The organism is Rhodovastum atsumiense (assembly GCF_937425535.1).
In the GTDB taxonomy this organism is placed as follows: Bacteria; Pseudomonadota; Alphaproteobacteria; order Acetobacterales; family Acetobacteraceae; genus Rhodovastum; species Rhodovastum atsumiense.
Genome location: NZ_OW485601.1, coordinates 2,913,921 through 2,940,554 on the forward strand (window position 1 = coordinate 2,913,921; position 26,634 = coordinate 2,940,554).

Annotated in this window: 23 protein-coding genes; 5 read left to right on the forward strand and 18 right to left on the reverse strand. The window is 67.5% G+C overall.

Annotated features, from left to right (window positions below; genetic code table 11):
- The 10 genes from NBY65_RS13225 to NBY65_RS13270 all read right to left on the reverse strand — a co-directional run bounded on the left by NBY65_RS13225 (nucleotide 1) and on the right by NBY65_RS13270 (nucleotide 10,664).
- On the reverse strand, nucleotides 1–369 hold the full coding sequence (locus NBY65_RS13225; RefSeq protein ID WP_150042848.1) for a response regulator: 369 nt from the start codon (nucleotides 367–369) through the stop codon (nucleotides 1–3).
- The gene (locus NBY65_RS13230) at nucleotides 366–629 is read right to left on the reverse strand and encodes a hypothetical protein (RefSeq protein WP_150042847.1); all 264 of its coding nucleotides are present in this window, start codon (nucleotides 627–629) and stop codon (nucleotides 366–368) included. The genes NBY65_RS13225 and NBY65_RS13230 overlap by 4 nt, the downstream gene beginning before the upstream one ends.
- Entirely contained in the window at nucleotides 629–2,926 is a 2,298-nt protein-coding gene (locus tag NBY65_RS13235) for a chemotaxis protein CheA (protein WP_150042846.1), read from the reverse strand. Before NBY65_RS13235 ends, NBY65_RS13230 begins: the two co-directional genes overlap by 1 nt.
- Nucleotides 2,923–3,300: a response regulator gene (locus NBY65_RS13240; protein WP_150042845.1), complete on the reverse strand. Its 378-nt coding sequence runs from the start codon at nucleotides 3,298–3,300 to the stop codon at nucleotides 2,923–2,925. The genes NBY65_RS13235 and NBY65_RS13240 overlap by 4 nt, the downstream gene beginning before the upstream one ends.
- Before the next feature lie 7 nt (nucleotides 3,301–3,307).
- Nucleotides 3,308–4,153, reverse strand: coding sequence for a CheR family methyltransferase (locus NBY65_RS13245; protein ID WP_150042844.1), 846 nt, complete (start codon nucleotides 4,151–4,153; stop codon nucleotides 3,308–3,310).
- Entirely contained in the window at nucleotides 4,150–4,779 is a 630-nt protein-coding gene (locus NBY65_RS13250) for a HEAT repeat domain-containing protein (RefSeq protein ID WP_150042843.1), read from the reverse strand. Before NBY65_RS13250 ends, NBY65_RS13245 begins: the two co-directional genes overlap by 4 nt.
- 93 nt (nucleotides 4,780–4,872) lie before the next feature.
- Nucleotides 4,873–5,940, reverse strand: a complete 1,068-nt coding sequence (gene cheB / locus NBY65_RS13255; RefSeq protein WP_150042842.1) for a chemotaxis-specific protein-glutamate methyltransferase CheB — start codon at nucleotides 5,938–5,940, stop codon at nucleotides 4,873–4,875.
- Between the two features lie 18 nt (nucleotides 5,941–5,958).
- On the reverse strand, nucleotides 5,959–7,482 hold the full coding sequence (locus NBY65_RS13260; RefSeq protein ID WP_150042841.1) for a chemotaxis protein CheW: 1,524 nt from the start codon (nucleotides 7,480–7,482) through the stop codon (nucleotides 5,959–5,961).
- 55 nt (nucleotides 7,483–7,537) lie between these two features.
- The gene (locus NBY65_RS13265; protein WP_150042840.1) at nucleotides 7,538–9,484 is read right to left on the reverse strand and encodes a methyl-accepting chemotaxis protein; all 1,947 of its coding nucleotides are present in this window, start codon (nucleotides 9,482–9,484) and stop codon (nucleotides 7,538–7,540) included.
- 244 nt (nucleotides 9,485–9,728) lie between these two features.
- The gene (locus NBY65_RS13270; protein ID WP_150042839.1) at nucleotides 9,729–10,664 is read right to left on the reverse strand and encodes a LysR family transcriptional regulator; all 936 of its coding nucleotides are present in this window, start codon (nucleotides 10,662–10,664) and stop codon (nucleotides 9,729–9,731) included.
- Between the two features lie 297 nt (nucleotides 10,665–10,961).
- On the opposite strand from NBY65_RS13270, the gene NBY65_RS13275 reads away from it, so the two are divergent.
- The 4 genes from NBY65_RS13275 to adhE all read left to right on the forward strand — a co-directional run bounded on the left by NBY65_RS13275 (nucleotide 10,962) and on the right by adhE (nucleotide 17,091).
- The gene (locus NBY65_RS13275; protein ID WP_203330607.1) at nucleotides 10,962–11,897 is read left to right on the forward strand and encodes a hydroxyacid dehydrogenase; all 936 of its coding nucleotides are present in this window, start codon (nucleotides 10,962–10,964) and stop codon (nucleotides 11,895–11,897) included.
- Between the two features lie 66 nt (nucleotides 11,898–11,963).
- Nucleotides 11,964–12,662 (forward strand): RraA family protein, encoded by a 699-nt coding sequence (locus NBY65_RS13280; RefSeq protein ID WP_150042837.1) that lies wholly within the window; start codon nucleotides 11,964–11,966, stop codon nucleotides 12,660–12,662.
- A gap of 83 nt (nucleotides 12,663–12,745) precedes the next feature.
- The gene (locus tag NBY65_RS13285; protein WP_150042836.1) at nucleotides 12,746–14,071 is read left to right on the forward strand and encodes an MFS transporter; all 1,326 of its coding nucleotides are present in this window, start codon (nucleotides 12,746–12,748) and stop codon (nucleotides 14,069–14,071) included.
- A gap of 341 nt (nucleotides 14,072–14,412) precedes the next feature.
- Complete coding sequence (adhE, locus tag NBY65_RS13290) at nucleotides 14,413–17,091, forward strand: bifunctional acetaldehyde-CoA/alcohol dehydrogenase (RefSeq protein WP_275266323.1); 2,679 nt, start codon at nucleotides 14,413–14,415, stop codon at nucleotides 17,089–17,091.
- A gap of 167 nt (nucleotides 17,092–17,258) precedes the next feature.
- Here the strand turns inward: adhE and NBY65_RS13295 are convergent, their stop codons facing one another.
- The 7 genes from NBY65_RS13295 to NBY65_RS13325 form a co-directional block, all read right to left on the reverse strand.
- Nucleotides 17,259–18,047 carry a hypothetical protein gene (locus tag NBY65_RS13295; protein ID WP_250265673.1) on the reverse strand — a complete coding sequence of 263 codons (789 nt, stop codon included), beginning with the start codon at nucleotides 18,045–18,047 and terminating at the stop codon, nucleotides 17,259–17,261.
- Nucleotides 18,048–18,762: 715 nt separating this feature from the next.
- Nucleotides 18,763–20,244 (reverse strand): mannitol dehydrogenase family protein, encoded by a 1,482-nt coding sequence (locus tag NBY65_RS13300; RefSeq protein WP_150042833.1) that lies wholly within the window; start codon nucleotides 20,242–20,244, stop codon nucleotides 18,763–18,765.
- A gap of 10 nt (nucleotides 20,245–20,254) precedes the next feature.
- The gene (locus tag NBY65_RS13305; protein WP_150042832.1) at nucleotides 20,255–21,079 is read right to left on the reverse strand and encodes a carbohydrate ABC transporter permease; all 825 of its coding nucleotides are present in this window, start codon (nucleotides 21,077–21,079) and stop codon (nucleotides 20,255–20,257) included.
- Nucleotides 21,076–22,011, reverse strand: a complete 936-nt coding sequence (locus NBY65_RS13310; RefSeq protein WP_150042831.1) for a carbohydrate ABC transporter permease — start codon at nucleotides 22,009–22,011, stop codon at nucleotides 21,076–21,078. Before NBY65_RS13310 ends, NBY65_RS13305 begins: the two co-directional genes overlap by 4 nt.
- A 37-nt stretch (nucleotides 22,012–22,048) precedes the next feature.
- Complete coding sequence (locus tag NBY65_RS13315; protein WP_150042830.1) at nucleotides 22,049–23,353, reverse strand: ABC transporter substrate-binding protein; 1,305 nt, start codon at nucleotides 23,351–23,353, stop codon at nucleotides 22,049–22,051.
- Between the two features lie 141 nt (nucleotides 23,354–23,494).
- Nucleotides 23,495–24,055: an HNH endonuclease gene (locus NBY65_RS13320; RefSeq protein ID WP_150042829.1), complete on the reverse strand. Its 561-nt coding sequence runs from the start codon at nucleotides 24,053–24,055 to the stop codon at nucleotides 23,495–23,497.
- Between the two features lie 261 nt (nucleotides 24,056–24,316).
- Nucleotides 24,317–25,018: an alpha/beta hydrolase gene (locus tag NBY65_RS13325; protein WP_239002929.1), complete on the reverse strand. Its 702-nt coding sequence runs from the start codon at nucleotides 25,016–25,018 to the stop codon at nucleotides 24,317–24,319.
- On the opposite strand from NBY65_RS13325, the gene gluQRS reads away from it, so the two are divergent.
- Nucleotides 25,008–25,862 (forward strand): tRNA glutamyl-Q(34) synthetase GluQRS, encoded by an 855-nt coding sequence (gene gluQRS / locus NBY65_RS13330; RefSeq protein WP_250265674.1) that lies wholly within the window; start codon nucleotides 25,008–25,010, stop codon nucleotides 25,860–25,862. The two genes, NBY65_RS13325 and gluQRS, sit on opposite strands and share 11 nt — an antisense overlap.
- On the opposite strand, the gene NBY65_RS13335 is transcribed toward gluQRS, so the two are convergent.
- Entirely contained in the window at nucleotides 25,853–26,575 is a 723-nt protein-coding gene (locus NBY65_RS13335) for an SDR family oxidoreductase (protein ID WP_162530714.1), read from the reverse strand. The genes gluQRS and NBY65_RS13335 overlap by 10 nt on opposite strands.
- Nucleotides 26,576–26,634: the final 59 nt, after the last annotated feature.

Below are 26,634 nucleotides of genomic sequence, written 5' to 3' on the forward strand. Positions count from 1 at the left end.
TCAGGCTCCCGGGATCACCTGCTTGAGCACCTGCAGCAGCTTGTCGGCCGGCACCGGCTTGACCAGCCAGCCGGTGGCGCCGGCCGCCTTGGCGTCATCGCGTTTCTTCTGCTCGGATTCCGTGGTGAGCAGCAGCATCGGCGTGAACCGGGCATTGGGCAGGCGGCGCGCCTCGCGGATCATCTCCACGCCGTTGATGCCGGGCATGTTGTAATCGGTGATGACCAGGGCGAAAGGCTTCGTGCGCATCTGCGTCAGCCCCTCCTCACCGGAAGCGGCCTTGGTCACGCCATAGCCGCTGCGTTCCAGCACCGAGGCCATGCTCATCAGCAGGGTAGGCGAATCATCGACCAGCAAGACATGCTTCATGGGGTGGATCCTTCCTGACGGGGTATGGCGGGGGGAAGCTCGGCGCAGAGGCGCGCCACGAAGGGGTCGGTGGCGGCGGCGGCAAGCCGGGGGCGGGCCGCCAGCAGCACCTGCAGCACGGCGGCATGCAGGTGCCTGCAGCCGGACAGATCGACCGCGGGGGTGGCGGTGCCGCGCACCCAGTCCAGCAGCGGCTCGGCTTCTTCCACGGTGCAGGTTCCATCCAGCACGGCGAGGTCGCCCTCGATCAGGATCGGCATCACACCAGCTCCGCGACATCCAGGATCAGCAGCACGCGCCCGTCGCCCAGCAGCGTGGTGCCGACGAAGCCGCGCAGGCCGGAGAGCATCCCTTCCAGCGGGCGCACGATCGCTTCCATGCGCTCGCGGAAGGCGTCGATGACCAGGCCGACGGTGGCCTGTCCCGCGCGCAGCACCAGCACCGGGTCGTCCTCGCGGGCGGCGGCCTGTGGCGCCACCGGCAACTCGAGCAGGTGATCGAGGCGCAGCAGCGGCACGATGCGGTCACGCAGCACGAAGGCTTCCTGTCCGCGGATGCAGTGCACCGCGCTGGCCGGCAGGCGCACACTCTCGACGACCGTGTTCATCGGGATGCCGAACAGGTGGCCGGCGCATTCGATGGTCATGATGCGCGTCACCGCCATGGTCAGCGGCAGCGTCATCCGCACCGTGGTGCCCTGGCCGGGCTTGCTGGAGAGATCCACCCAGCCCCCCACCTTCTCCACGGTCGAGCGCACCACGTCCATGCCGACGCCGCGGCCGGAGAGGTCGGAGACCTGCTCGGAGGTGGAGAAGCCGGCGCGGAACACCAGCCGCAGCGCTTCCTCGTCCGGCATGGCCTCGGCCGCCGCGTCGTCGAGCAGGCCGCGCTCCACCGCCTTGCGGCGCACCCGCTTCGGGTCGATGCCGCGCCCGTCGTCGCTGACCGTCACCACGATGGTTTCGTTCTGCTGCTCGGCGGCCAGCCGCAGCGTGCCATGCGGCTTCTTGCCGGCGACCATGCGCTCCTCGGCCGATTCCAGGCCATGGTCGAGGCTGTTGCGGATCATGTGCAGCAAGGGATCCGACAGCGCCTCGATCATGTTCTTGTCGGCCTCGGTCTCCTCGCCTTCCAGCACCACGTCGACCTGCTTGCCGAGCCGGCGCGAGAGGTCGCGCACGAGGCGGGGGAAGCGCTGGAACACGTGGTTGACCGGCAGCATGCGGATCGCCATCACCGCGGACTGCATCTCCTCGGCCAGCCGGTGCACCACCGCCTGCTGGTCCTTGATGTCGCGCGCGAGGTCGCGCGCGCTCGCGCCCGCCTCAGCCTTGCGGGCGAGGTAGGACAGGCTGTTCTTGGCGACGATCAGCTCGCCGACGAGGTTCATCAGCACGTCGATCTTGGACTGGTCGACCCGCAGGGTTACCGGCGCGCTGCGCAGCTCGGGCGAGGGGGCCGGCGCCTCGGCCGGGTCGGCGGCGACGGCGGTGCCACCGGCGGCGGCAGCAGCGGCGAGGGGGGGCAGGGGCGGCGGGGCGGCCGGGGCCCGCACCTCGCGCAGCAGCGCCGCGAGCGCTTCCGGATGGCCTTCCGCGGTCTGTCGCACCGCCGAGCCCAGGGTGGCTTCGTCGAGCGCCCGGCCCAGATGCGTCATCACCCGCCGCAGCAGCATGCCGATCGCGCTGGCACGCCCGGGCAGGCATTCCGGTTCGCAGGACACGTCCAGAAGATGCAGTTGGCTGGCCAGCACTTCGGTGACGACGCCGGCATCGGGCTGTGGCGCCTGCGACGGGGCGAAGGCGGAGATCGCCACGTCCTCGCAGTAGCGGAACAGGTGCTGCACGTCCTCGCGCGGGGCGGTGCAGAGCAGGCGGAACGACAGGGCCGAGGCAAAGGCGTCCATCTCGGCGAGCGCCGGCCAGGCCGGCGGTGGCAACACCTGCAGCGCCACCAGCTCCGGCACCTGGCGCACCAGGTTCAGTGGATCCTCGCCGCGGAAGAAGCATTGCGCATCGGGGCAGTACTCGACCGCCACCAGGTCGCGATCGACGGCGCGGGCCGCCGCTTCCGCCGTGGCCAGCTCGGCGGGGGGCAGCGTGGCCACCCAGGCGGGCGGCGCATGCGGCGCGGCGGTGCCGCCGGCGGACGCGGCCGCCGGGCCGTCGCCACCGTCCATCAGCGCGCGAATGGCCTGCGCCCGGGTCGCCGCCACCTCGGCCGCTTCCGCCGGCAGGTCGCCACCGCTGCGCTCGATCGCCTCCAGCCAGGTCCGGGTCAGGTCGAAGGCGGCCAGCAGCAGGTCCACCATGGCCGGCGTGATCGGCCGGCCGGTGCTGCGCAACTGCGCCAGCAGGTCCTCGCCGGCATGCACGAGCGAGGTCAGCGGCGCCATCTCGAACAGGCCGGACGTGCCCTTGAGCGTGTGCACGGCCCGGAACAGCGAGTTCATCGCCGCCGCGTCGGCGTGGGCGCGTTCCAGATCCAGCAGGGCCGCGCCGGCGGCGTCCAGCAGGTCGCGTCCCTCGATCAGGAACTGCTCGAGCAGCGGGTTCATGCGGGCGGCATCCCAAGCAGCACCCGCACCAGCCCGGACAGGCGCTCCGGACGGACGGGCTTGTGGAGATACATGTTGGCGCCGACCGCGTAGGCCTGCGCCGCGTCGGCGGCGGTGCTCTCGGTGCTGATCATCACCGCCGGGATCGCCTGCAGCTCGGGTTCCTGGCGCACCGCGCGCAGGAAGCCGTAGCCGTCGAGATGCGGCATGTTGACGTCCACCAGCATCAGGTCGGGCGGGTCGCGCAGGGCTTTCTCCAGCCCCTCGGCGCCGTTCCAGGCCTCGTCCACCTTGCAGCCGATGGCCGTGAGCACGCCCCGATAGAACAATCTGACGGTGGCGGCATCATCCACGACGAGAACGCGGGTTCCCATGTTTCCCTCACATCGGCCGCTGGTAGACGATCGCGTCCTGGAACTTGCGTACCGTGAACAGCGAGGAGATGCGGCTCATCGATTCCGAATGCCCGAGACAGACGAACCCGCCCGGCCGCAGCGCCTCGTAGAACGCCTCGGCGGCCCGGCGGCGGGACGCGTCGTCGAAGTAGATCAGCAGGTTGCGGCAGAAGATCACGTCCATGTCCCGATAGCGCCGCATGTCGGCGGTACAGGTGATGTTGGTCTTGCGGAACTCGACCGAGTTGCGCAGGTCCTCGACGATCTGCCAACTGGCCTCGCCGGTGCGGGTGAAGTAGCGCATCCGCGCGGCCGGCGAGAGATTCTGCAGCGCCCGTGCGTCGTAGATGCCGCGGCGTGCGTGCTCGAGAACGCGCGTGTCGATGTCGGAGGCGAGGATGCGGATGTCCCAGTCGTCCACTTCGTGCCAGTTTTCCAGCATGTACAGCGCGATCGAGTACGGCTCCTCGCCGGTGGAGCAGGGTACCGACCAGATCTGCAGCGGTTCCTCGCGCCGGCGGTGATGCGTCACTTCCGGCAGGATTGCGTTCACCAGGCAGCGGAACTGGTATTCCTCGCGGTAGAAATACGTCTCGTTCACCGTCATGGTGTTGATCAGGTTCTGCAGTTCCTCGGCTCTGGGATCGAAGAAGCGCAGCGCCGTCATGTAGTCGGCGAAGGAGCCGGTTTTGGTGGTGACGATGCGGTCGGCGAGGCGACGGTCGACGAAATAGCGCTTGGTGTCACCGAAGACGATTCCGGTCTTCTGGTAGAAGAATTCCTGGAAGCGGGCGAACTCGCCGTCGGTGATGACGATGTCGGCCGGATTCATGACCCGCCTGCCAGACGTTGGCACACGGCCTCGGCGGCGAAGACGAGAAAGGGTTCGTTGTTGAAGCGCCGGGCCAGTTCCTGCAGGGCCGGGATGGCCTCGGCGCTGCCGATCTGCTCCAGCGTCTCCACCGCGGTCGCGCAGACGTTCACCTCGGTGTCGCGCTGCATCGCCGCGATCACCCAGGGGACGGCGGCGGGATCGCGCATGCCGGCGAAGGTGACCAGCGCGGCGATGCGCAGGTCGGGGTCGGCATGGTCGAGCAGGGCCCGCACGCTTGCCGCGGCGGGCGGGCCGATTTCCTGCAACGCGACGATCACCGCGTTGCGTAGCCAGGCATCCTCGCGCGCGAGCTCCTTCACCAGCGCATCGATGGCGGCCGGCGTCGCCACCGCGGTCAGCGCGCCGAGCAGCGCCTCCTGCACCGGCCGCACCGTCTCGGCGGCGAGGGCCGCGACCAGGGCGTCGGTTGCCTCGCCGGCACCCGGGTGTTCGGCGATCTCGCGCGCGGCGGCACGGCGGACATCGTTGTCCGCGGCCGTGAGCTCGACCACGAGGTCGGCCATCGATCGCTGCCGCGCGCGGGGGGACGTCCCGTTCCCGGCACGCGCCTTCAGAAACGCCATGTCACACCGGATCCGCTTGGGTGGTCAAAGACACGTAGGTGGTCAAAGACAAGGGCAGGTCTGTGCCCTGGCACTGGTTGGTTGGCGGGCCCATCACATCCTCATCCACTGTGCCAGGTGCGCGGCGATGCGGTCGCAGGCCAGCACCTCGGTGGCGCCACCGCGCCGGATCAGCTCGGCCGGCATGCCGAAGACCGCCGCGGTCTGCTCCGATTCGGCGATGGTGCGCCCGCCGCGACGGTGCAGCGCCGTCATCGCCTCGGCGCCGTCATTGCCCATGCCGGTCAGCAGCACACCGATCAGGCGGGCCGGCGGCAGATGCTCCATGGCCGAGGCCACCATCCGGTCGGCACTGGGATGCCATGGGCTCTGGTCGGGCGGCACGGCATTGGCCACGATCCGCCCCAGCCGGCGCTCGATCACCACGTCGGATTCGCCGCGGCCGATGAAGATGGCGCCACCGCGCAGCGGGGTGGGCGCGGCCACTTCCTGTACCGGCAGCACGCACAGCCCGTCCATCCGCCGCGCCAGCGATCCGGTGAAGCTCGCCGGCATGTGCTGCGCGATCACCACGGCATAGGGGAAGCCTTCCGGCAGGTCGGGCAGGATGTCCTCGAGCGCCCGCGGGCCGCCGGTGGAAACGCCGATCAGCACCACTCCGGCCAGGTCGCGCGGCGATTGCAGGGCGGCACGGTGGCGCGCGGACACCGCGGTGCGCTCGGCACGCAGCGATTCTTCCAGGCGCATCGGCCGCAGCCTGGCACGCGCGGCGGTCCGCACCTTGGCCAGCAGTTCGGTCCGCACCCGGTCGATGCCGGAAGAGACCGTACCGTCGGGCTTGAGCACCACGTCGACCGCCCCGAGTGCCAGTGCCCGCACGGTGACTTCGGCGCCATCGGCGGTGAGGGAGGAGACCATCACCACCGGGCGCGGCGCCTCGCGCATCAGCCGGCGCAGGCAGGTCAGGCCGTCCATCTCCGGCATGTTGACGTCGAGCGTGACCACCTGCGGGTTGAACACGCGGATCTGTTCGAGCGCCTCATGCCCGTTGCGCGCGTGCTGGACGACGACGTCGCCCGCGGATTCCAGCATCTGGCGAAGCTGGCGCCGCATCAGCGCGGAGTCGTCAACCACGAGGACGCGCAGGGGAGAGCCCGGCATGATCGTCGTTCCGCCGGCTCAGAGCGCTTCGACCGAGCGCTGCTCGTCCACGCTGAGCAGCCGTTCCGGCTGCAGCAGCAGGAGCATGCGCTTCTGGCGCTCGAGATTGGCGACGCGGTCGATCAGCAGGCGCTGCTGTTCGGAGAGATGCGGCGCCGGGCCGATCGTGCTGCGCGGCACCTTCAGCACCTCCACCACGCTGTCGACGATGAAGCCGGTCCTTGCGTGCCCCACCATCAGCACCATGATGCGCTGGCGATCGTTGCGGGCCATGTCCGGCAGGGCGAAGCGGCGGCGCTGGTCGACCACCGGCAACACTACCCCGCGCAGGTTGACCACGCCTTCCATGAAATCGGGCGTGCGCGGCACGCGGGTGAGCTCGTCCGGGACCCGCACGATCTCCTGCACCGCGCCGATCGGCACGCCGTATTCCTCGTTGCTGAGCCGGAAGACGACGAACTGTTCTTCCTCGTCGACCGCCTCGGTCTCTGCCTGTGCCACCCTGCCATCTCCCTCCGCCTGCACGGTCGCCGCTTCTGCGGCGATGCCCGAGAAATCCGCGCCCGCGAACATCTTCTGCGCCGAGAGGATGGTGACCAGGCGCCGCCCATCCTCGAGCCGGCAGATCGATTCAAGATCGGCCGCATGCCCGCTCCTGGACAGCAGCGGCGGCACCGCGTCCACCAGGGACAGCGAAACCCGCAGCACTTCCTTGACGGCATCCATGACGATGCCGACCGAGGCGATCTCTTCGCCCCCCCGGTTGCGTCCGACCGAGACAACGACGATGCGGTTGTGCTCGGCCAGGGCCGGCTGCGGCATGCCGAACATGCTGCGCAGCGACACCAGCGGCAGCAGGCGGTTGCGCAGCGTCATCACGCCGATCACGTGCACGTCGCTGCGCGGCACCATGCTGATGCGCGGTGGCACCTGCACGATTTCCTGCACGTCGGCGATCGGGAAGGCGTATTCCTGGCCGGCCACCTCGAAGGAGACCAGTTGCAGCTCGCGATCGGTGCGCGTGACGGCTGCCGTGGCCGTGCCTTGCGCGACTTCCGTGGCGGCGGCGCCGCCAGTCTGGCGGCGCTCGGTCTGCAGCGCACCGCGCACCCCCAGGCTTGCGGGATCGAGCAGCATGATCATGCGCTGGTCGCGCTTGATCATGCCCTGCAGCAGGTCGGAGGAGACGGCGCTGCCGATCGCCTCGGCCGGCTCGATCTCGTCGCCCTCCGGGCTGATCACGCTGGCCATGCGGTCCACGACGAAGCCCGAGAGGGCCCCGCGGTTGAGCACGACGACGCGGGTGGCGTCGTTGTGCTCGGCCTCGGTCATGCCGAACAGGCGGCGCAGGCTGGTGACGGGCAGGACGGCCCCGCGCAGGTTGGCGATCCCTTCCAGACTGGAAGGTGCCATCGGCACGTGGACCACCCCGGGCATGCGGATGATCTCCTGCACCTCGGCGAGGGGAACGCCGAACATTTCGCCATCGACCCAGAAGGTGACGAACTGCCGGCCGGCGGTCGTGGTCAACGCTTCGCTCATGAGATGAAATCCCGTGTCGGATCGCGGCCTGGCGCCGCGCCCTGCTCGCGTTGCCTCACGATTCGCTGTTCTGGATCTCGTCGGCGAGCGAGGCGATCTCCTCGACGGCGGCGGCCAGTTCCTCGGCACCCTTGGCCTGCTCGCGCGTGGCCTGGGCGGCCTGGGATGCCGACTGGCTGGCCTGGGTGGCGGCGGCCGAGATCTGCTCGACCCCCTTCTTCGCTTCCGCCAGCGCGGCCAGGATCTCGGCGGAGCCCGTCGCGATCTCCCGGTTGCCATCCAGGATGATTACCATGTCGGCGGCCATGGTGGTGAGGTTGGTGGTAATCGACTTGTTGCGCTCGACCTCGGCGCTGGCAGCGGTGGCGATCTCTTCAAGGTCGCGGCGCACGCGCACGATCTGGTCCTGTACCGACTTCACCAGATCCTTGATCCGCTCGGCATTTTCCGAGGAATCGCGGGCAAGGTTGCGGATATCGGTGGAGACCACCATGAAGCCCTTGCCGTACTCGCCGGCGCGCGCCGCCTCGATGCTGCCGTTCACCGCCAGCATGTTGGTCTGGATGGAGACAGTGGTGATGGCATCGACGATCTTGTCGATGCGCCGGGCCATCTGGTCGAGCCCGTTGATCTGCTCGCGCGAGGCGGCGCTGGCCGCGACCGATTGCTCCACGCCGGCGATCATCTCGTCGACCCTGGCGCGGTTGTCGCGCAGCGCCTCGGCCATGGCCGTTCCCTTTTCCATGGCGGCTTCGGCGCGGGTGTTGGCGATCTGGGCGCCGCGCTCGATCTGTGTGATCGCGGCGGCGGACTGGGTGGTGGCGGCGGATTGCTGCTGGGCGCCGCGGTTGATCTGCTCGATCGCCGCCATGATCTGGGTGGCGGCGCGGTTGATTTCCTCGACGGCGGCCGACAGCTCCTCGGCCGCGGCGGCGACCTCTTCCGCGCTCTTGGCGATGCTGGTGCTGTTGCGCAGTTCCTCGGCCAGTTCGGACAACTCGGTCGCGGCCTGCTCGCTCTGGGTCAGCGCGTTGCTCTGCTGCTCGACGGTGCGCAGCGCTTCCTGGCAGGCGGCGGACTGTTCCTCGGCGGCGGCGGCGACGGCTTCCGATCCCTTCTGCGCCTCGGTGGCGGCACGCGCGGATTCCTCGGAGGCGGAGAGGATATCGCGGGCGCCGCGCAGGATCTCCGCCATGTCGGTGCGCACGACTTCAAGCTGGGCGGTGACGACGCGGCCCTTCTCGACCTCGGCGCCGGTCGCCGCAGCGGATTTGTTGATGCCGTCGGAGATGGTGGTGACCTCGCGCTGGATCTCGGCAACGAGGGTCTGGATGTCGCGTGCGCTCTTTTCCGAGGTCTCGGCGAGGGTGCGCACCTCGTCGGCGACCACGGCGAAGCCCTTGCCGTGCTGGCCGGCACGCGCCGCCTCGATGGCGGCGTTCAGGGCGAGCAGGTTGGTCTGGTCGGCGATGCGGGCGACCGCCTTGACGATCTCGCCGATATTGGCGGCCTGCTTTTCCAGCTCGGCGACCATGGCGACGGAGGCGATCTGCCGCTCGGCGGCGCGGCCGATGCTGGCGAGGCTCGCGGTGATCTGGCCGTTGACGCTGGCAACCAGGGTCTGCAGGGAATCGGTCTTGCTCTGCGACAGCTCGGCGTTATCGCGGGAGCGGCCGATGCTGATGCCGATGCGGCGCACCGCCTGCATGGACTCTTCGGCGGCCCCGGACGCTTCCTCGGCGCCGGCGCTGATCTGCTCCATCGAGCGGCGCAGTTCTTCGGCCGCGGAGCTGGCCTCGCTGATGCCGCTGGAGACCTGCGTGGTGGCGGAAGCGACGCGCTCGGCGGCTTTCTGCTGACGCGCGAAGGTGCGGACAGGGCGGCGCTGGGCGGCCTTCGCGTTTGCGGTCTGGGATTTCGCAAGCGATTCGCCCGCACTCGGCGGGGCAACCGCCACATGCTTCGTGCCGTCGCGCAATTCGGAGGACTTCACCAGGGCCATGGGACCTGCTTTCGCATTGAACTGACAGAAATTCGCACAACCGTAGATTGTCAGTCAACTATAAGTAATGTTGGATTTGTTGTAGTTTTTTATCGAATTCGACTTCGATTTTATCGAAATCTGCAGAAATACCTGCGGTAATTTCGCGAGAATTTTGCATGCACGCCGGCGCATTGATGGTATGCGCCGGTATCGTCCGTGCCGCCCTTGGGCGGACGGGGCGCCACCACGAGAGGCCGGTGGTTCATGGCCGTCTGGTGGGCGTGGCGGGGCGGCTGTCCCGGAAGTCCGTATAGATATCGGGGAAGCCATCGTGGATCGTGCCGGCGAGTTCCTCGTTGAACGCCTGGAGCGCCAATGCCACGCTGCTTCTGGGGGTCTTGTGCGTGATCTTGTAGAAGACGCGCTCCGGCGGAGCGGGGTCGATCTGGAAGGTCTCGAAGCGGCCCGTTGCCAGCATGGCGTGGGCAATGCCGCGGGGGACGACCGCCCATTGTTCCTTGTGCTCGATGACCGCGAACAAGATGAGCGGATTGTCCACGGTCGCCCAGGGCTTCTTGCCGGAATGGAACCAGTAGTCGTGCCAGGCCAGGTAGCTGGTGCCCCAGGGAACGAGGATGCAGTGCTCCGGGTCGAGTGAACGGACATCGACCTTTCTTGCGCCGCCCTGGCGGATGCGCACGCCGATGAGCGGCACGGAGAAGCACGGCGACACCGCGACGCTCTGCGCCGTCTGCTCGACCAGCGAGAAGCCCACATCGATGGTGCGCTTCTCGATCTCCTCGTACATTTCCACGGAGTGAAGCGAAATTGTGCGATAGCTCAGGCGGGGCTTGCGGTTCCAGAGGCGTCGGCACAATTCGGGAATGAAGGTCATGTTGGCGCTGGGAACGGTGCCGATGACGATGTGCTGGCGTGGCTGGGCCCAACTGACCTCATGGGCTTCGCGCAACAATTCCTGCCAGCGTTCCGCGATCGGCAGGAAGGCCTCGCCCTGGGGCGTCAACTCCACCTTCTTGAGTCCCTTGCCCCTTTCCAGAAGGTGATAGCCCAACTTTTCTTCCAGCATCTGCAGTCGCTTGCTGATGGTGGACTGGGAAAGATGTGTCACTTCGGCGGCACGGGACAGGTTCCGGTGGCGTGCCAATTGAAGAAATATCTCAATGTCCTGGGACTGCACGGCTGAGCTCCTTGTTGGTCCAAAAAATATTCTATTTTGGAATATATATAATTCAAAATAATCATTTTTGTAATATTAACTCGCATGGCATGGTGGCCCGCGAGATGATGCGAATTCGTGATGAAAGGCGCAATGCTGCGGGAATTAATCGATCGTGCCGGTTCCGCAGTCGCCCGGCGACCAGCGCAGTGAGCAAATTGAAATATAGAGATATCGAATAATCAACATCAAATCAAGTCGAATAGCGCATCATCGAAAATGCCCCGGTGCCACAGAATCATCGCTTCGGAGAAGACATTGCAGGTCATACTGACGGAACCCATCCATCCGGTCCCCCTGGCCAGGCTGCGCGAGGCGGCGGAGGTGGTGGCCTGGGACGATCCGCGATCCGCCGACTGGTCGCACGCTGACGCGATCATCGTGCGCGCGGCCCCGGTGACCCGCGCCCGGATCTCGTCCGCACGACGGCTCAAGGTCATCGGCAAGCACGGCATCGGGGTCAATGCCATCGATGTGCAGGCCGCCCGGGAACACGGAGTGCAGGTGGTGTACACGCCCACCGCCAACGTCAATTCCGTGGCCGAACTCATCGTGGGCTTCATGCTCGCCCTGATGCGCAAGCTGCCCGACAATATGCGCATGCTGCGCGCCGGCGCAGCCCGCATTTCCCCCACGGAACTCACCGGGACGGAACTGGGCGGAAAAACCCTCGGGCTGGTGGGGCTCGGCAGAATCTCGCAACGTGTCGCGGAGATCTGCCGCTTTGGCTTCGGCATGGAGGTGGTGGGGTATGATCCCTTCCTGCCTGCGGATCGTTTTGCCGAGCTGGGCATCGTCCATCATGCGACGCTGGACGCGCTGCTCGCGGCATCGGACGTGGTCAGCGTCAGCGTGCCTTACACGCCGCAGACCCGTCATCTCATTGGTGAAGCCCAGCTCCGGCTCTGCCGTCCCGGGGCGCTGCTCATCAATACCGCGCGCGGTGGTGTCGTCGACGAAATCGCGCTGGCAGATGCCCTGCGTCGCGGCCTGTTGGCAGGGGCTGCCTGCGATGTCTTTGAGACGGAGCCGCCGCCCCCGCAACATCCTTTGCTTGCGCTTCCAAATTTTCTCGGCTCGCTCCACGTGGGGGCGTCCACCAACGAAGCGCTGCTGCGGGTGGGCAACACCGTGGTGAGCGACGTGCTGGCAGTGCTGCGCGGTGAAAAACCCGAATTTCCCTACCTGTCGTGAGGCCGCCACGGGCCGGAAGCAGACCGGCCATCACAGGCAATGCCAATCCATCCGTGGAGTGAAACCATGTCCCTTCCTGGAAACCGGATCTTCACCCGGCTCAACCGTCCTGATCCCGAGCTCATCGAGGCTTTCCGCGGGCAGGCCACGCCCAATATCGCGGACAACATGTCGCGCATGTTCTGCGCCTGCAGCGCCATCAGCCCGGTGCGCCCGGACATGAAGCTCTGCGGTCCCGCCTTCACCGTCAAGGTCAATCCCGGGGACAACCTCTTCATTCACAAGGCGCTGGACCTGGCCCGGCCCGGCGACATCGTGGTGGTGGACGGCCAGGGAGACCTGACCAACGCGCTGATCGGAGAGATCATGGTGCGCTACGCCGCCCGGCGGGGCATCGGCGGACTGGTGCTCGACGGCACGGTGCGGGACTACGACGGCATCCTTGCCTTCGGCACGCTGCCTGTGTTCTCGCGCGGATATACGCCGATGGGGCCTTACAAGAACGGGTGCGGGGAAATCAACACGGTGATCGCCTGTGGCGGAGCCGTGGTGCGTCCCGGCGACATCGTGGTGGGTGACGCCGACGGCGTGGTCTTCGTTCCCCAGAAGGACGCGAGGGAGGTGCTGGCGGCCACCCAGGCCATTTCAGCCAGGGAGAAGCAGATTTTCGTCGACATCGAGGCCGGTTGCTATGACCGCGCCTGGGTTGACGCCAAGCTTCGCCAGACGGGCGCGGAAATCATCGACGACACCTGCCAGTTCTGAACAGGGTTTGACGGATTGTGGTCGTTACCTGTCTGACCTGTCTGTGCGACAGGTGACGGCCGCCCGGCCCAGGATGCACCATCATGGAACAAGCCGTTACCTACGCAGCGCGTTTTGAGTCCGAGGCCACCCCCCGCCGTGTGCGTGAGGCCAAGAAGGCGACTGTCGCGGCCTCTTTCGGAACTTTCCTGGAATACTATGATTTCAGTTGCTACGGCTACGTGGCGGCCATGCTCGCCACCGCCTTCTTCCCCGGCGACAACCCCACGGCTTCCTTGCTCTCCACGCTCGCGGTCTTCGGCAGCGCCTTCATCGTCCGGCCGCTGGGCGGCATCCTCTTCGGCCATATCGGGGATCGCTACGGTCGCAAGACGGCCCTGCTGGCGACGGTGCTGCTGATGGGTCTTGCCAGTACCGGCATCGGCCTGCTGCCCACCTACGCCTCCATTGGCGTGGCCGCGCCAGCGCTCCTGATCACCCTGCGACTGCTCCAGGGACTCTCCGCCGGCGGCGAGATCGGCGGTGCGGCGTCCTATATCCGGGAATGGGCCCCACCTAACCGGCGCGCATTGTACATCTCCTTCATTCCGGGCATCGCCGTGCTGGGCAAGGCCACGGCCGCCGGGCTGGCGGGCATGGCGGCCGCGTTGTTTGCCACGAGCGCCCCCGACTGGGCCTGGCGCGTGCCCTTCCTGGTCGCGCTGCCGCTGATGCTGGGCTGCCTGTGGATCCGGCTGCGGATCGAGGACAGCCCTGAATTCGAGCATCTGCGCAACACCGGCGGGCTGGCCAAGGCGCCCTTCGCGGAACTCTTCAAGGCTTATCCGGGGTCGCTGTTCAAGCTGATGATGTTCGCGATGGTGCAGACCATCGGAACCTATATCGGCACGGTGTACGTGGCCGTGTACATGAAGACGGTGCTCCGGATCCCGCAGTCGCAGGTGGGCTTCATTGTGCTCATCGCCGTCACCTGCGCAGCGGTGCTCATTCCCGTGTTCGGATTTGTCACGGACCGTCTCGGGGCAAAGCGGACGCTTGCGATATCCTACAGTCTCTACATCGCGCTCAGCTATCCGATGTATGCCATGATGGGGCCGGAGTCCTTTAATCTCACCGTGCTCGCCCTGGTGGTGACCATGCTGCCCTATACCATGTGCCAGGCGGGGTCCTATCTGATGTATCCCGAACTTCTGCCGACCCGGGTGCGCAGCACCGGCGTCTCCTTCGGGCACAGCTTCGGATCGGTGATCGGGGGAGGACTCATGCCCTTCCTGGCCACGATGCTCATCGATTCCTTCGGTGACATCATGATCCCGACTTACATGCTCATGGCCAACGGCATGTTGGGATTGGTCATGATCCTTTGCGTCCGGGACGCCTTGCCCGGCGACGCCCGCAAGTATCGCTGACGCTTCCGTGGCACGGCCGGATCGCTGTGGCAGCAGCGGGCCGGCCGTGACCGCATGGCTCCGGCGCCGTGCGCGACCGGACGGCGATGTCATGGTGGCTGGCAGGTCCTTGCGGTCGCGCAGCCATCCCACCGGTTCCGCACGCGGACCGGTCGGCGCTTCGGACTGACCAGGGCAGATAATGCCTGCGGTTTGCACGTATTGCCCGCAATACGTTGCCTGCAATCCGGCTCTGCCGGCATGACGGAGAAGAAATATGTGGGATGTCCGTCGCGATCCGTTATATTGGCTGAGAAACCGGTTACAAAGAAGCTGAACACATCTGGAAGGGGCGTCCGTTGGTGTCCACACCCAAGCAACGGACATACACGAGCATGCCAACTGCCGATCTGGCCGGACTTGAAATCGTCATTGCCCGGGTCCGGGCCGCCCAGGAAAAATTTGCCACCTACAGCCAGGCGCAGGTCGACGCGATCTTCCGCAGCGCCGCGCTGGCCGCCGCCAATGCCCGCATCCCGCTCGCCCGGCTCGCTGCCGAGGAGACCGGCATGGGGGTGATGGAGGACAAGGTCCTCAAGAACCATTTTGCCGCCGAATATATCTACAACGCCTACAAGGACGAGAAGACCTGTGGCGTGGTCGGGGAGGACGCCGAGGCCGGCGTCATCACCATCGCCGAGCCGGTCGGCCTGATCTGCGCCATCGTGCCGACCACCAATCCGACCAGCACCACCATCTTCAAGGCGCTGATCAGCCTCAAGACCCGCAACGGCGTGATCTTCTCGCCGCACCCGCGCGCCAAGCGCGCCACCTGCGAGGCCGCGCGCCTGGTGCTGGAGGCGGCGGTGGCGGCGGGCGCGCCGGAGGGCATCATCGGCTGGATCGACGTCCCCTCGGTCGAGCTGTCCGAGGCGCTGATGCATCATCCGGCGGTCAACCTGATCCTGGCGACCGGCGGGCCGGGCATGGTCCGCGCCGCCTATTCCTCCGGCAAGCCCGCCATCGGCGTGGGCCCGGGCAACACCCCCGCGGTGATCGACGAGCACGCCGACATCAAGCGCGCGGTCGCCTCCATCCTGATGTCGAAGACCTTCGACAACGGCGTGATCTGCGCCTCCGAGCAGGCGGTGGTGGTCGTCGATGAGGTCTACGAGGCGGTGCGCGACCGCTTCCTGCGCCATGGCGGCTACATCCTCTCCGCCGCCGAGGCCGAGGCGGTGCGTGGCGTGCTGCTGCGCAACGGCTCGCTGAACGCCGCCATCGTCGGCCAGGCCGCGACCACCATCGCCGGCATGGCGGGCATCGAGGTGCCGCCGGCCACCAAGGTGCTGATCGGCGAAGTCTCCGAGGTCTCCGAGGCCGAGGCCTTCGCCCACGAAAAGCTTTCACCCACGCTGGCGATGTACCGGGCGGCCGATTTCGCGCAGGCCTGCGACATCGCCGCCGGGCTGGTGGCGCTCGGCGGCATCGGCCACACCTCCGTGCTCTATACCGACCAGGACCTGCAGCCGGCGCGGGTGCGGGTGTTCGGCGAGCGCATGAAGACCGCGCGCGTGCTGATCAACACCCCGGCGGCGCAGGGCGGCATCGGCGACCTCTATAATTTCCGCCTTGCCCCCTCGCTCACGCTGGGCTGCGGCTCCTGGGGCGGCAACTCGATCTCGGAGAATGTCGGCCCGCAGCATTTGCTCAATCGCAAGATGGTCGCCAAGAGGGCCGAGAACATGCTCTGGCACAAGCTGCCGCGCTCGATCTACATCCGGCGGGGCTGCCTGCCCTTCGCGCTCGAGGATCTGCGCGGCAAGCGTCGCTGCATGATCGTCACCGACCGCTTCCTGTTCGAGAAAGGCTATGTCGACGGCACCGTCGACATCCTCAAGCAGCTTGGCATGGAGGTGGAGTGCTTCTACGAGGTCAGCGCCGATCCCACGCTGGGCGTGGTGCGCCGGGCGCTGGCGCGGGCGAATGCCTTCCGGCCCGACGTGATCCTGGCCCTCGGCGGCGGCTCGCCGATGGATGCGGCCAAGATCATGTGGGTGATGTACGAGCAGCCCGACGTGCATTTCGACGACCTGGCACTGCGCTTCATGGATATCCGCAAGCGGATCTACCGCTTCCCGAAGCTTGGGGTGAAGGCGCAGCTCGTGGCGGTGCCGACCACTTCCGGCACCGGGTCGGAAGTGACGCCCTTCGCGGTGGTCACCGACGAGGCCACCGGCGTGAAATACCCGATCGCCGATTACGAGCTGACCCCGTCGATGGCGATCATCGATGCCAACCTGGTCATGGACATGCCCAAGTCGCTGACCGCGGCGGGCGGCATTGACGCGGTGACGCATGCGCTGGAAGCCTATGTCTCCGTGGTGGCCAACGAGTTCTCCGACGGCCAGGCGCTGGAGGCGCTGCGGCTGCTGAAGGAGAACCTGCCCTCCGCCTACCAGGAAGGCGCGCGCAATCCCCGGGCCCGGGAACTGGTGCACAGTGCGGCGACCCTGGCCGGCATTGCCTTCGCCAATGCCTTCCTCGGCGTCTGCCATTCGATGGCGCACAAGCTTGGTGCCGAGTTCCACCTGCCGCACGGCCTGGCCAATGCGTTGCTGATCAGCAACGTGGTGCGCTACAACGCCGCCGACATCCCGACCAAGCAGACCGCCTTCAGCCAGTATGACCGGCCGAAGAGCGTGCTGCGCTATGCGCAGGTGGCGCGTCATCTCGGCCTGGGCGGCACGCGGGACCACGAGCGGGTGGCGAAGCTGATCGAGTGGATCGAACAGCTCAAGCAGACGCTTGAGATTCCGGCCTCCATCCAGGCGGCGGGCGTGCCGGAGGCCGAGTTCCTTGCTGCGGTGGACCGTATCGCGGAGGCGGCCTTCGACGACCAGTGCACCGGGGCGAACCCGCGCTATCCGCTGGTCTCCGAGATCCGGCAGTTGCTGGTCGACAGCTATTACGGCCGTGCCTATGTGGAAGCCTATGAGCGCGGCCATGTGGTTTCGGTAGGGCTCGCGGCCAACGGCTGACCCGGTGCCATGCCGTCGGGTCGGGACTTCAGCGTCCCGGCCCGGCGCATGTCGCCGTGTCCTCGATGCCATGTGCCATTACGGCGTGGCGGCAGCCTGTTGTCTTGATCGGAACAAGGAGGCGTCGGCGGCCTGGTGCCGGGGGGTATGGGAGGGCGTGGCGGCGGTTATTTGCCGGAGCGGCTGTCCTTTGGCCTGATCCACCACCGAACCGGCTTCGGTTCCGCCGGTGCCCGTTTGGCCCGTGCTGTCTTCGGCTTTGCTTTCGGCGCCTGTTCCACGCGGATTTTTGCCGCCGCCACCCTGGCAATCCGGCGAGCCGGCGATGCTGCCGGGGCTTCGTCGGGTTGGTCTTCCGCCGCCAGGCGTGCGGCCAGTCGGCCCGCCAGTTCCAGTTCCGCCTTTTCGCGGGCGGCACGTTCGGCGGCGAGGGCGGTTTCGGCCTCATGCTGCTGGGCCAGCGCGCGTTGCGCAGAGGCGAGCGCTTCGTCGCGGGTCAACACCAGATGGCCAAGTTTCGTCTGCAACTCGCGGATCTTGGTCTGCGCCTCGGCAAATGACCGTTCGGCGCGTTCACGGGCGCGTCGTTCGGTGACCAACGCCAGCTCCGCCTTGGCCAGGCGGTTGGTCGGGCAGTTGGGGGAGGTCGATGCCGAGGGGGACCCCGTCGCGCCGGCCTCGCTGCGTGCCATGACGACCACCGGCACTTCCCCATCGCGCACGAAGCGCCGCCGCTGCCCGTCCTGACGGAACCGGTCCGAGCGAAAGGCGGGGGCGCCCGGAGGCGATGGCCGTTCGCGCTGTCCGCCGTTGCCGCCAGGAATGAGACCAAGCGCACGCCGTGCCTGCATCTCTGCGGTATGAAGATCGGAGCTGTCGGGAGAAGACGGGGTCTCGTCGGAGACGTTGGTCATATCGTCCAGATCATGTGAGCGCGTGAATGCGCGTCCGGTCACGTCTTCATCCTGTGTCTGATGAGGTTTTCGCCCAGGCAATTTGCCTGTTGCAAGTGGCACGACTATACGACGCAGTCGCTGCGATCACAAGTCTGCATGCATTTCAACCCCTCGTCGTTGGTTGACGTTTTGGTCTCTCTTGTTAATAGAGAACAGGTCGCATGGAGGCATTTTCTATCCTGGTATCATGCCTTTGCGGTGATTGAACAGCCCGCATCTCTCGGCAGGTTTCACTGTAACGTCAGATAGCGCCCAGAGAAATAAGTAAAATCCTCGTCAATATTGTTGTCATCCGGCTGCGATTGGCCTGATCGTGCTTCCTGGACATTTTCCCTTCCAACGAATGTCTGGCCCACTCCGATGGTCGTGGCCGTGGTCCTGAGCTTCGTTGCTTGATTCGTTCGGGCGCCGCGCCAGGGGGCGGGGATGCAGTGTACTTGGCAAGGAATGAATCAGACGAAAACGATGCTGTTGTCTTGCCCCCTCCGGCTTTGGGGGCAGTTCGTCGGAACGGTTCAAAAATATCTGACCGTGCATCTGTTGCCGCAGCGTCGGTTGGCCCCGTGTGCGGCAGCAAGGGGGCATCCTGGCAAGCCTCGTTCCGTATCCTGGTCTGATATCGCGCTGCGATAAATCCGGTTCCCTGGGATCCGAAATAGCCGGGCGGCACGCCAGGGCTCTTCGGGGGGCGGAGCAACGCCCCGAGGCGCCTGGATCAGAAGCCCAGTTCCACGGCCGCCCGTTCCAGGGTTCGGTGGCTGCCAACCTCATAGAGGCTGCCAAGCCATTTGCGAACCGGCACGGTCAGGCGCGCATCCGTGCCAAGCAATCCGAACAATGGCCGGATCGACAGCAAGGGGGCGGGATCCTGGCCACCCTCTTCCGCCTTCTGCCGCAGCAGCGCCGCCATCGGGTGGCGCACGTCGATCGGTCGCCCCTGTTCGTCATCGCCGCGCACGCGCCGCATCCAGCCGGCCAGGGCGAGGGCGAGCAGATCGATGCTGCCGCCCTGTTCCAGCCGGGCCGTGATCGGCACCACCAGCACGTTCAGCGGTGCGTCGGTGTTGACCCGTTCGACGGTGTCCTTGATGGCGGGATTGGCGAAGCGGGCGATCAGGGTCCGCTTGTAGTCGGCCAGGTCGATCCTCGGTACATCCGGCAGGGTCGGGCCGGTCTCGCGGTCCATCAGCGCCGCCATGTAGCGGCGGAACAGCGGGTCGGCCATGGTCTCATCGATATAAGTGTAGCCGCAGAGCCGCCCCAGCGCGGCCACCGCGAGATGGCTGCCGTTGAGCAGGCGCAGCTTCATCATCTCGTACGGGGCCACGTCCGGCACGAACTGCGCGCCGACCTGTTCCCAGGCCGGCCGGCCGGCGGCGAATCTGTCCTCGATCACCCATTGCGTGAAGTCCTCGCAGACCACCGGCCAGCGGTCGGCGATGCCGTAGCGACGCTCGAGATGGGCGATGTCCTCCGGCGCCGTCACCGGCGTGATGCGGTCGACCATGGTGTTGGGGAAGGGCACATGCGCCGCGATCCATCCGGCGAGGCCGGATCCGCGCAGCTCCGCCAGCGTCAGCACCGCCTCGCGCAGCACATCGCCGTTGTGCTGGATGTTGTCGCAGGACAGCGCGGTGAACGGCGCCCCGGCCGCCGCGCGTCGCCGCCGGCAGGCTTCCACCAGGATGCCGATGGCGCTGCGGGGGCTTTCCGGGGTGGCGAGGTCCTGCCGGATCGCCGGATGGCCGGGGTCGAGCCGGCGGGTCGCGGGATCGAGGCAATAGCCGTTCTCGGTGACGGTCAGGCTCGCGATGCGGATCGCCGGGTTGTCCAGCTCGGCCAGCAGGGCAGCGCTGGACTCGCCTGCGTAGATGATGCGCGCCACCGAGCCGATCACCGAGACGGCCTCGCCGCCGGCACCGCGCTCGATCAGGGTGTACAGCGCGTCCTGCGGCACCATGGCGTCGTGCATGCGCTTGTCGGCCGGCAGCAGGCCCGCCCCGACGATGCCCCAGGACAGCGCCGCAAGGTCGCGCTGCATCAGCTCGTGCGTGTAGCGGGCCATGTGGGCACGATGGAACCCGCCGAAGCCAAGATGCACGATGCCCGGCACGACGGTGGCGGGATCGTAGCCGGGAAGCCGCACGGGCGCCGTGATGGCGGCGAGGGTGCGGCGGCTGAGCTCGATCGCGCTCATGGAATTCCCTTTACTTGACGGCACCGAAGGTCAGGCCGCGCACGAGCTGTCGCTGGCTGATCCAGCCCAGTACCAGGATCGGCGCGATCGCCAGCGTGGAGGCAGCCGAGAGCTTGGCCCAGAACAACCCCTGTGGCGCCGAGAAGGAGGCAATGAAGGCGGGCAGGGGGGCGGCGTCGTGGACCGAAAGATTGAGGCTCCAGAACGCCTCGTTCCAGCACAGGATCACCGAGAGCAGCCCGGTCGAGGCGATGCCGGGGGCGACCAGCGGCAGCAGCACGTACAGGATCGCCTGGCGCACGTCGGCGCCGTCGATGCGACTGGCCTCGATGATGTCCTTTGGCGTCTCGCGGAAGAAAGTGAACAGCATCCACACGCCGATCGGCAGGTTGCTGAGTGTGTAGACAACGATCAGCGCGATGCGGGAATCGAGCAGCCCCGTGTCCCGCGCGATCAGGTAGATCGGCACCAGCACGCCGACCGCGGGCAGCATCTTGGTCGAGAGCATCCACAGCAGCGTGCCGCGGGTGCGCGGCGTCGGATAGAACGCCATGGCGAAGGCCGCCGGCACCGCGATCGCCAGCATCAGTACCGTCGTCGCCAGGGCGATCACCACGCTGTTCATGGCGAAGGCGACATAGTTGGCGCGATCGAAGATCTCCGCGTAGTTTTCCAGCGTCGGCGCAAACAGCAATGTGGGCGGCGTCTGCACCGCCTGTGCCTCGGTCTTGAGGCTGGCCAGCCCCATCCACAGGATCGGGAAGAACATCACCACCGCCGCGGCCCAGGCCAGCACCCCGGCGGCGAGGCTGTGGCCCTTGGACGACGGCGTCATGCGTCGAGCTTCCGTGCCACGGTGCGCACCAGGAAGGCGGCCATGATGTTGGCCAGGACGATGGCGATCACCCCCGCTGCCGAGGCCGAGCCGACATTGAAGGCCAGCAGCGCGCGCTGGTAGATCAGGAAGGCAAGGTTGGTGGTGGCAAGCCCCGGCCCGCCGGAGGTGGTGACGTAGATCTCGGCGAAGACGCCGAGCAGGAAGATCGTTTCCATCATCACCACGACGCTGATGGCGCGGCCCATGTGCGGCACCTGGACATGCCGGAAGATCGAGACCGGCCCGGCGCCGTCGAGCCGCGCCGCCTCCAGCGTCTCCTCGTCGAGCGACTGCAGCGCCGTCAGCAGGATCAGGAAGGCGAAGGGCAGCCATTCCCAGGACACGATCATGATGACCGAGGCAAGCGGCAGCTCGGCGAACCAGTCGACCGGGGGCAGGCCGAACAGGCCGGTGATCCAGGCGAACAGCCCGTTCACCGGATGCATGAGCAGGTTCTTCCAGATCAGCGCGCTGACCGTGGGCATCACGAAGAACGGCGAGATCATCATCACCCGGGCGATGCCGCGGCCGGGGAACTCGGCCTGGAACAGGGCGGCGAGCACGGCGCCGAGGCAGACGGTGATCGCCAGCACGGCGCCGACCAGCAGCACGGTGACCCATAGCGACTGCACCAGGGCAGGATCGCGCAGCAGGAAGCGGTAGTTGTTGAAGCCCGCCCAGCCCGCCAGGTCCGGGTTCAGCATGTTGTAGCGACGGAACGAGAAATACAGCGTCATTGCCAGCGGGATCAGCGACCACAGCAGCAGCAGCCCCACCGCCGGCGCCACCAGGGGCAGGGTGCGGACCCGTCCCCCCTGTCCGTCCGCCGCCGTGCGGGGGCGCGGCGTCAGGAATCGGCGCAGGGTCGCCGTCGCCGGGCTGCTGTGCATGCGTCCCCTCCGTCTGTGCCGGGGGCCGGGGATGGAGTTACTGGTAGCCCGCCTGCTGCATGGTCGCGGTGACCGATGCCTGTGCCCCTTTCAGGGCATCCTCGACACTGCTCTGGCCGGTCAGCGCGCCGGCCAGTGCCTGTCCGACGGTGGTGCCGATCGCCTGGAATTCCGGGATCGCGACGTACTGGATGCCGACATAGGGCACGGGCTGGGCGCTCGGGTGGCGCAGGTCGGCGGTCTGGATCGCCTGGTTGACCAGGGTCGCGAAGCTGGCGGCCTTCACATACTCCGGATTGTCGTAGGTGGATTTGCGCGTGCCCGGCGGCACGCTGGCCCAGCCTTCGGATTTGCCGACCTGGGCGATGTAGTCTTTCGACGTCGCCCAGGCCAGGAACGACTTCGCCGTGTCCGGCTTCTTCGAGGTCTTCGGCACTGCGAGCGCCCAGGCCCAGAACCAGTGCGAGCCATTCGGCACGCGCGCGACCGGCGCCTGGGCGAAGCCGACCCGGTCGGCGACCTGGCTGCCCTTCCTGTTGGTGACGAAGCCGGCGGCGACGGTGGCATCGATCCAGATGGCGCAATGGCCGGTGGCGAACAGCGCCAGGTTTTCGTTGAACCCGTTGGAGCTGGCGCCCGGTGGGCCGTAGTCGCGCAACAGGTGAACATAGAAGCCGGCCGCGTCCTGCCAGGGCTTCGTGTCCAGTTCCGCGTTCCATTTCTCGTCGAACCAGCGGCCGCCGAACGTGTTCACCAGCGTGCTGAAATAGGCGGTGTTCTCGCCCCAGCCCGGCTTGCCGCGCAGGCAGATGCCGTATTGCTGCTGGTCGCGTTTGGTCAGCGTGCGGGCGAACCCCTCGATGTCGTCGTAGCTCGGCTGCTGCGGCATCTGCAGCCCGGCCTGCTCGAACAGGTCCCGGCGGTACATGGTGAAGGAGCTCTCGGCGTAGAACGGCACCGCGACCAGCCGGCCATCGCCCGACAGCGCCTCCCGCACCGTCGGGAAGATGTCTTCGTAGTCGTAGCCTTTCGGGAAATCATCGAGCGGGGTGAGCCAGTTTTGCTTCGCCCAGATCGGCGCCTCGTAGGAGCCGATGGTCAGCACGTCGAACTGTCCGCCGCGCGTGGCGATGTCGGTGGTGGCGCGCTGGCGCAGCACGTTCTCTTCCAGCACCACCCAGTTGATCCGGTTGCCGGTGCGCTGCTCCCATTGCGGCGAGAGGCGCTGCATGATGATCATGTCGGCGTTGTTGACGGTCGCGACGGTGATGGTCTCGGCGCAAACCTCCGTGCCGGACAGGATTCCGGCGACGGCGACGATGGCGGTGATCGTCCGACGCATATCCCCCCAGCTCCTTATTGCGGGCTGCCGCTCGGCTTGCCGGCAGCAGATCAGCGTCGCGGGGGGACGTCAAGCAACGGAGCGCCCCGGCAACGGCCGTGCTCCGTCCCGAGTGCGTGACGCGGCGCGCGAGCCGCCGGATCAGTTTTCCAGCTCGCTGTCCCAGTACAGGTAGTCGCGCCAGCTCTCGTGCAGGTAGTTCGGCGGGAAGGCGCGCCCGTTCTCCTGCAGTTGCCAGGTGGAAGGTTGCTCCGGTGCCGCGCGCGGATACATCTGGCATTCCCGCGGCAGGCGGCTGCCCTTGCGCAGGTTGCACGGGCCGCAGGCGGTCACGACGTTCTCCCAGGTGGTGCGCCCGCCGCGGCTGCGCGGGATCACATGGTCGAAGGTCAGCTCCGGGGTCGGCTGCCGCTCGCCGCAATACTGGCAGGCGAAGGCGTCGCGCAGGAAGACATTGAAGCGGGTGAACGCCGGGCGGCGCGCCGCCGGGATGTAGTCCTTCAGGGCGATCACGCTCGGCAGGCGCATCGACATGCTGGGCGAACGGACCTCGGCGTCGTACTCGCTCAGCACCGAAACGCGGTCGAGGAACACGGCCTTGACCGCGTCCTGCCATGACCAGACGGACAGGGGAAAGTACGAGAGCGGACGGAAATCCGCATTCAGTACCAGCGCAGGAAAATGTTGTCCGCCGTCCGGCAAAACGCATCCCCGACCGGGCGATGCCCAATGTCTGGGGGAAGTTCACTTAACGATCCGCCAGATATTGTGCGTCGCCGAGAACCCGGGAGACTTATCGCACCGGGATGTGGCAGCCGCAAGGCGGAGTTGCCGGGTTTCACCGTTGCGTCACGCGCGAGCACCGATCCCACGCTACGAAGGCACAACGATACTTGGGGCGTTGCCCCAAACCCCACCAGGGCTCCGCCCTGGACCTGCCAAGGGCTTCGCCCTTGGAACCCTTTATTTTTCCGCGAAAGCACGCTGCAATGCCAGCGCACCCCGCGCCAGTCCCGCCTCGTCGATGCCATGCCCGAGTCGGGGACAGAACAGGCTTTCCACCGGGAACCCCGCCGCCAGCAATGCCGCCTCCGCTTCCCGCGAGCGCGAGGGTGGCACCACCTCGTCCACCTCCCCATGCACCAGCAGGACCGGCGGACGCGCCGGCGCCTCCCCCAACCGGTGCGGCGCCAGCAAGGCGCCGGAAAAGGCCAGGATGACCCTGGGCGGCACGGGGCGGCGCAGCCCGGTGTGCAGCGCGGTCATTGCCCCCTGGCTGAACCCCATCAAGGCATAGGCATCCGCCGGCAGCCCGAGCCGGGCCAGTTCCGCATCGATGAAAGCGCCCAGCAGCGGCGCCGCCGCATCCACGCCCGCTTCCAGTTGCGTCGGCGTGCGATCCCACAAGCCGAACCATTGCCGGCCCATCGGCGCGCCATCGTAAGGGAACGGGGCATCGGGGGCGACGAAGGCGGCCTGCGGCATGGCTGTGGCCCACCAGGGCGCCAGATCGATCAAATCATGACCATCCGCGCCCACGCCATGGCACAGCACCACCAGTTGCGCGGCGCGGCCCTCCTTCGGTCCCCAGCGCGGCCCGTCCAGCATCGTCGCGTGCTCCTCCTGCGGCGTCACAGCCTGTATAGCGCCCGGCATGGAGGTCATCACCCGCTTCGCGCCCAGCCCGACCGGGCATCTGCATCTCGGCCACGCCTTCTCGGCGCTCACCGCCTGGCACCGGGCCCGGCAGGCGGGGGGACGCTTCCTGCTGCGGCTGGAGGATATCGACCCCACCCGCTGCCGCCCGGACTTCGCCACGGCGATCCTGGAGGACCTGGCCTGGCTCGGGCTGGACTGGGACGGCGAGGTGCGGGTGCAGTCCGCGCACCTGCCGGAGTACCGCGCCGTGCTGGACGGCCTTGCCACGCGCGGGCTGGTCTATCCCTGCTTCTGCACCCGCGCCGACATCGCCCGCGAGGTCGCCGGCTCCGCCGCCGCGCCGCATGCCCCGGACGGGGCGCCGCTCTATCCCGGCACCTGCCGCCGGCTATCGGCCGACGAACGGGCCACCCGGATCGCCGCCGGCCAGCCCTTCGCGCTACGGCTCGACATGGCGCGCGCCCTGGCCGCCGTGCCGGGGGAGCTGACCGTCTTCGAGGAAGCAGAAGGCGAGCGGCGCTGCGATCCCGCCCGCTTCGGCGACGCGGTGCTGGCGCGCAAGGACGCGCCGGCCAGCTACCATCTGTGCGTGACCCATGACGACGCGCTGCAGGGGGTCACCCTGGTCACGCGTGGCGAGGATCTCCGGCTGGCCACCGACCTGCACCGGCTGCTGCAGGCGCTGATGGGCTGGCCCGTGCCGTGCTACGCCCACCACCACTTGCTGACCGATGCGGCGGGCCGGCGCCTGGCCAAGCGCGACCGCGCGGCGACGCTGCGCGAGCTGCGGGCGGACGGAGTTTCGCCGGCGCAGGTCCGCGCCCGCGCCGGCTTCCCCGATCAGATGTGACGCGCGCCGCCGTCGCAGTCGAGGATCGTGCCGGTGATGAAACCGTTGCTGGCGACCAGCAGGATCGCCTCGGCCAGGTCGGTGACCGTGCCCACCCGGCGGGCCGGCAGGCGCTCGGCGGCGCTGCGCATCAGCGTGTCGCGCTTCTCCGGCGACAGCTTGTCCCAATAGGGCGTGTCGACCAGCCCCGGGCTGACCGCGTTCACCCGCAGCGGCGCCAGCTCCAGCGCGAGCGGCCCCACCATGGCATGCAGGGCACCATTGGTGGCGGCCAGGCCCGAGAGCCCCTGCATGGCCCGCCGCCCGGCTGCCCCGGTGACGAAGGTGGCGGAATGCCGCACCCGGCCCACCGCAAGCCGCAGGCAGCGCACATGCACCCAGAATTTCTGCTCGAAGGCGGCGCGGAAGCGCTCCTCGGTCAGGCTCGCGAACATGCCGTCCGCCGCCCCGCCGCTGGCCGCGATCACCAGGTGGTCGAAGCGGCCGATCCGTTCGAAGCAGGCACCGAGCGCCGCCTCGTCCGTGGCATCGACCACATGGCCGCTGGCCGCCCGGCCGAGCGGCTGCAACGCCGCCGCCAGCTTGTCGCCGTCGCGCGCCAGCGCATCCACCCTGGCGCCGGCCCGCACGAACGCGCCCGCCACGGCCAGCCCGATGCCCGAGCTGCCACCTACTACCACCGCATGCGCATCGCGCAGGCTTTCGAACGCCATCGACATGAATCCCGGTTACGAGTCCAACTTTATTCTATACCGTCCCCGCCGGAGGGCGC

Bases quoted from the DNA above. Each gene is read 5' to 3' on its own strand.
- NBY65_RS13225 (WP_150042848.1), bottom strand. From the start codon at position 369: ATGAAGCATGTCTTGCTGGTCGATGATTCGCCTACCCTGCTGATGAGC.
- NBY65_RS13230 (WP_150042847.1), bottom strand. From the start codon at position 629: ATGCCGATCCTGATCGAGGGCGACCTCGCCGTGCTGGATGGAACCTGC.
- NBY65_RS13235 (WP_150042846.1), bottom strand. From the start codon at position 2,926: ATGAACCCGCTGCTCGAGCAGTTCCTGATCGAGGGACGCGACCTGCTG.
- NBY65_RS13240 (WP_150042845.1), bottom strand. From the start codon at position 3,300: ATGGGAACCCGCGTTCTCGTCGTGGATGATGCCGCCACCGTCAGATTG.
- NBY65_RS13245 (WP_150042844.1), bottom strand. From the start codon at position 4,153: ATGAATCCGGCCGACATCGTCATCACCGACGGCGAGTTCGCCCGCTTC.
- NBY65_RS13250 (WP_150042843.1), bottom strand. From the start codon at position 4,779: ATGGCGTTTCTGAAGGCGCGTGCCGGGAACGGGACGTCCCCCCGCGCG.
- cheB (WP_150042842.1), bottom strand. From the start codon at position 5,940: ATGCCGGGCTCTCCCCTGCGCGTCCTCGTGGTTGACGACTCCGCGCTG.
- NBY65_RS13260 (WP_150042841.1), bottom strand. From the start codon at position 7,482: ATGAGCGAAGCGTTGACCACGACCGCCGGCCGGCAGTTCGTCACCTTC.
- NBY65_RS13265 (WP_150042840.1), bottom strand. From the start codon at position 9,484: ATGGCCCTGGTGAAGTCCTCCGAATTGCGCGACGGCACGAAGCATGTG.
- NBY65_RS13280 (WP_150042837.1), top strand. From the start codon at position 11,964: ATGTCCCTTCCTGGAAACCGGATCTTCACCCGGCTCAACCGTCCTGAT.
- NBY65_RS13285 (WP_150042836.1), top strand. From the start codon at position 12,746: ATGGAACAAGCCGTTACCTACGCAGCGCGTTTTGAGTCCGAGGCCACC.
- NBY65_RS13300 (WP_150042833.1), bottom strand. From the start codon at position 20,244: ATGAGCGCGATCGAGCTCAGCCGCCGCACCCTCGCCGCCATCACGGCG.
- NBY65_RS13305 (WP_150042832.1), bottom strand. From the start codon at position 21,079: ATGACGCCGTCGTCCAAGGGCCACAGCCTCGCCGCCGGGGTGCTGGCC.
- NBY65_RS13310 (WP_150042831.1), bottom strand. From the start codon at position 22,011: ATGCACAGCAGCCCGGCGACGGCGACCCTGCGCCGATTCCTGACGCCG.
- NBY65_RS13315 (WP_150042830.1), bottom strand. From the start codon at position 23,353: ATGCGTCGGACGATCACCGCCATCGTCGCCGTCGCCGGAATCCTGTCC.
- gluQRS (WP_250265674.1), top strand. From the start codon at position 25,008: ATGGAGGTCATCACCCGCTTCGCGCCCAGCCCGACCGGGCATCTGCAT.
- NBY65_RS13325 (WP_239002929.1), bottom strand. From the start codon at position 25,018: ATGACCTCCATGCCGGGCGCTATACAGGCTGTGACGCCGCAGGAGGAG.
- NBY65_RS13335 (WP_162530714.1), bottom strand. From the start codon at position 26,575: ATGGCGTTCGAAAGCCTGCGCGATGCGCATGCGGTGGTAGTAGGTGGC.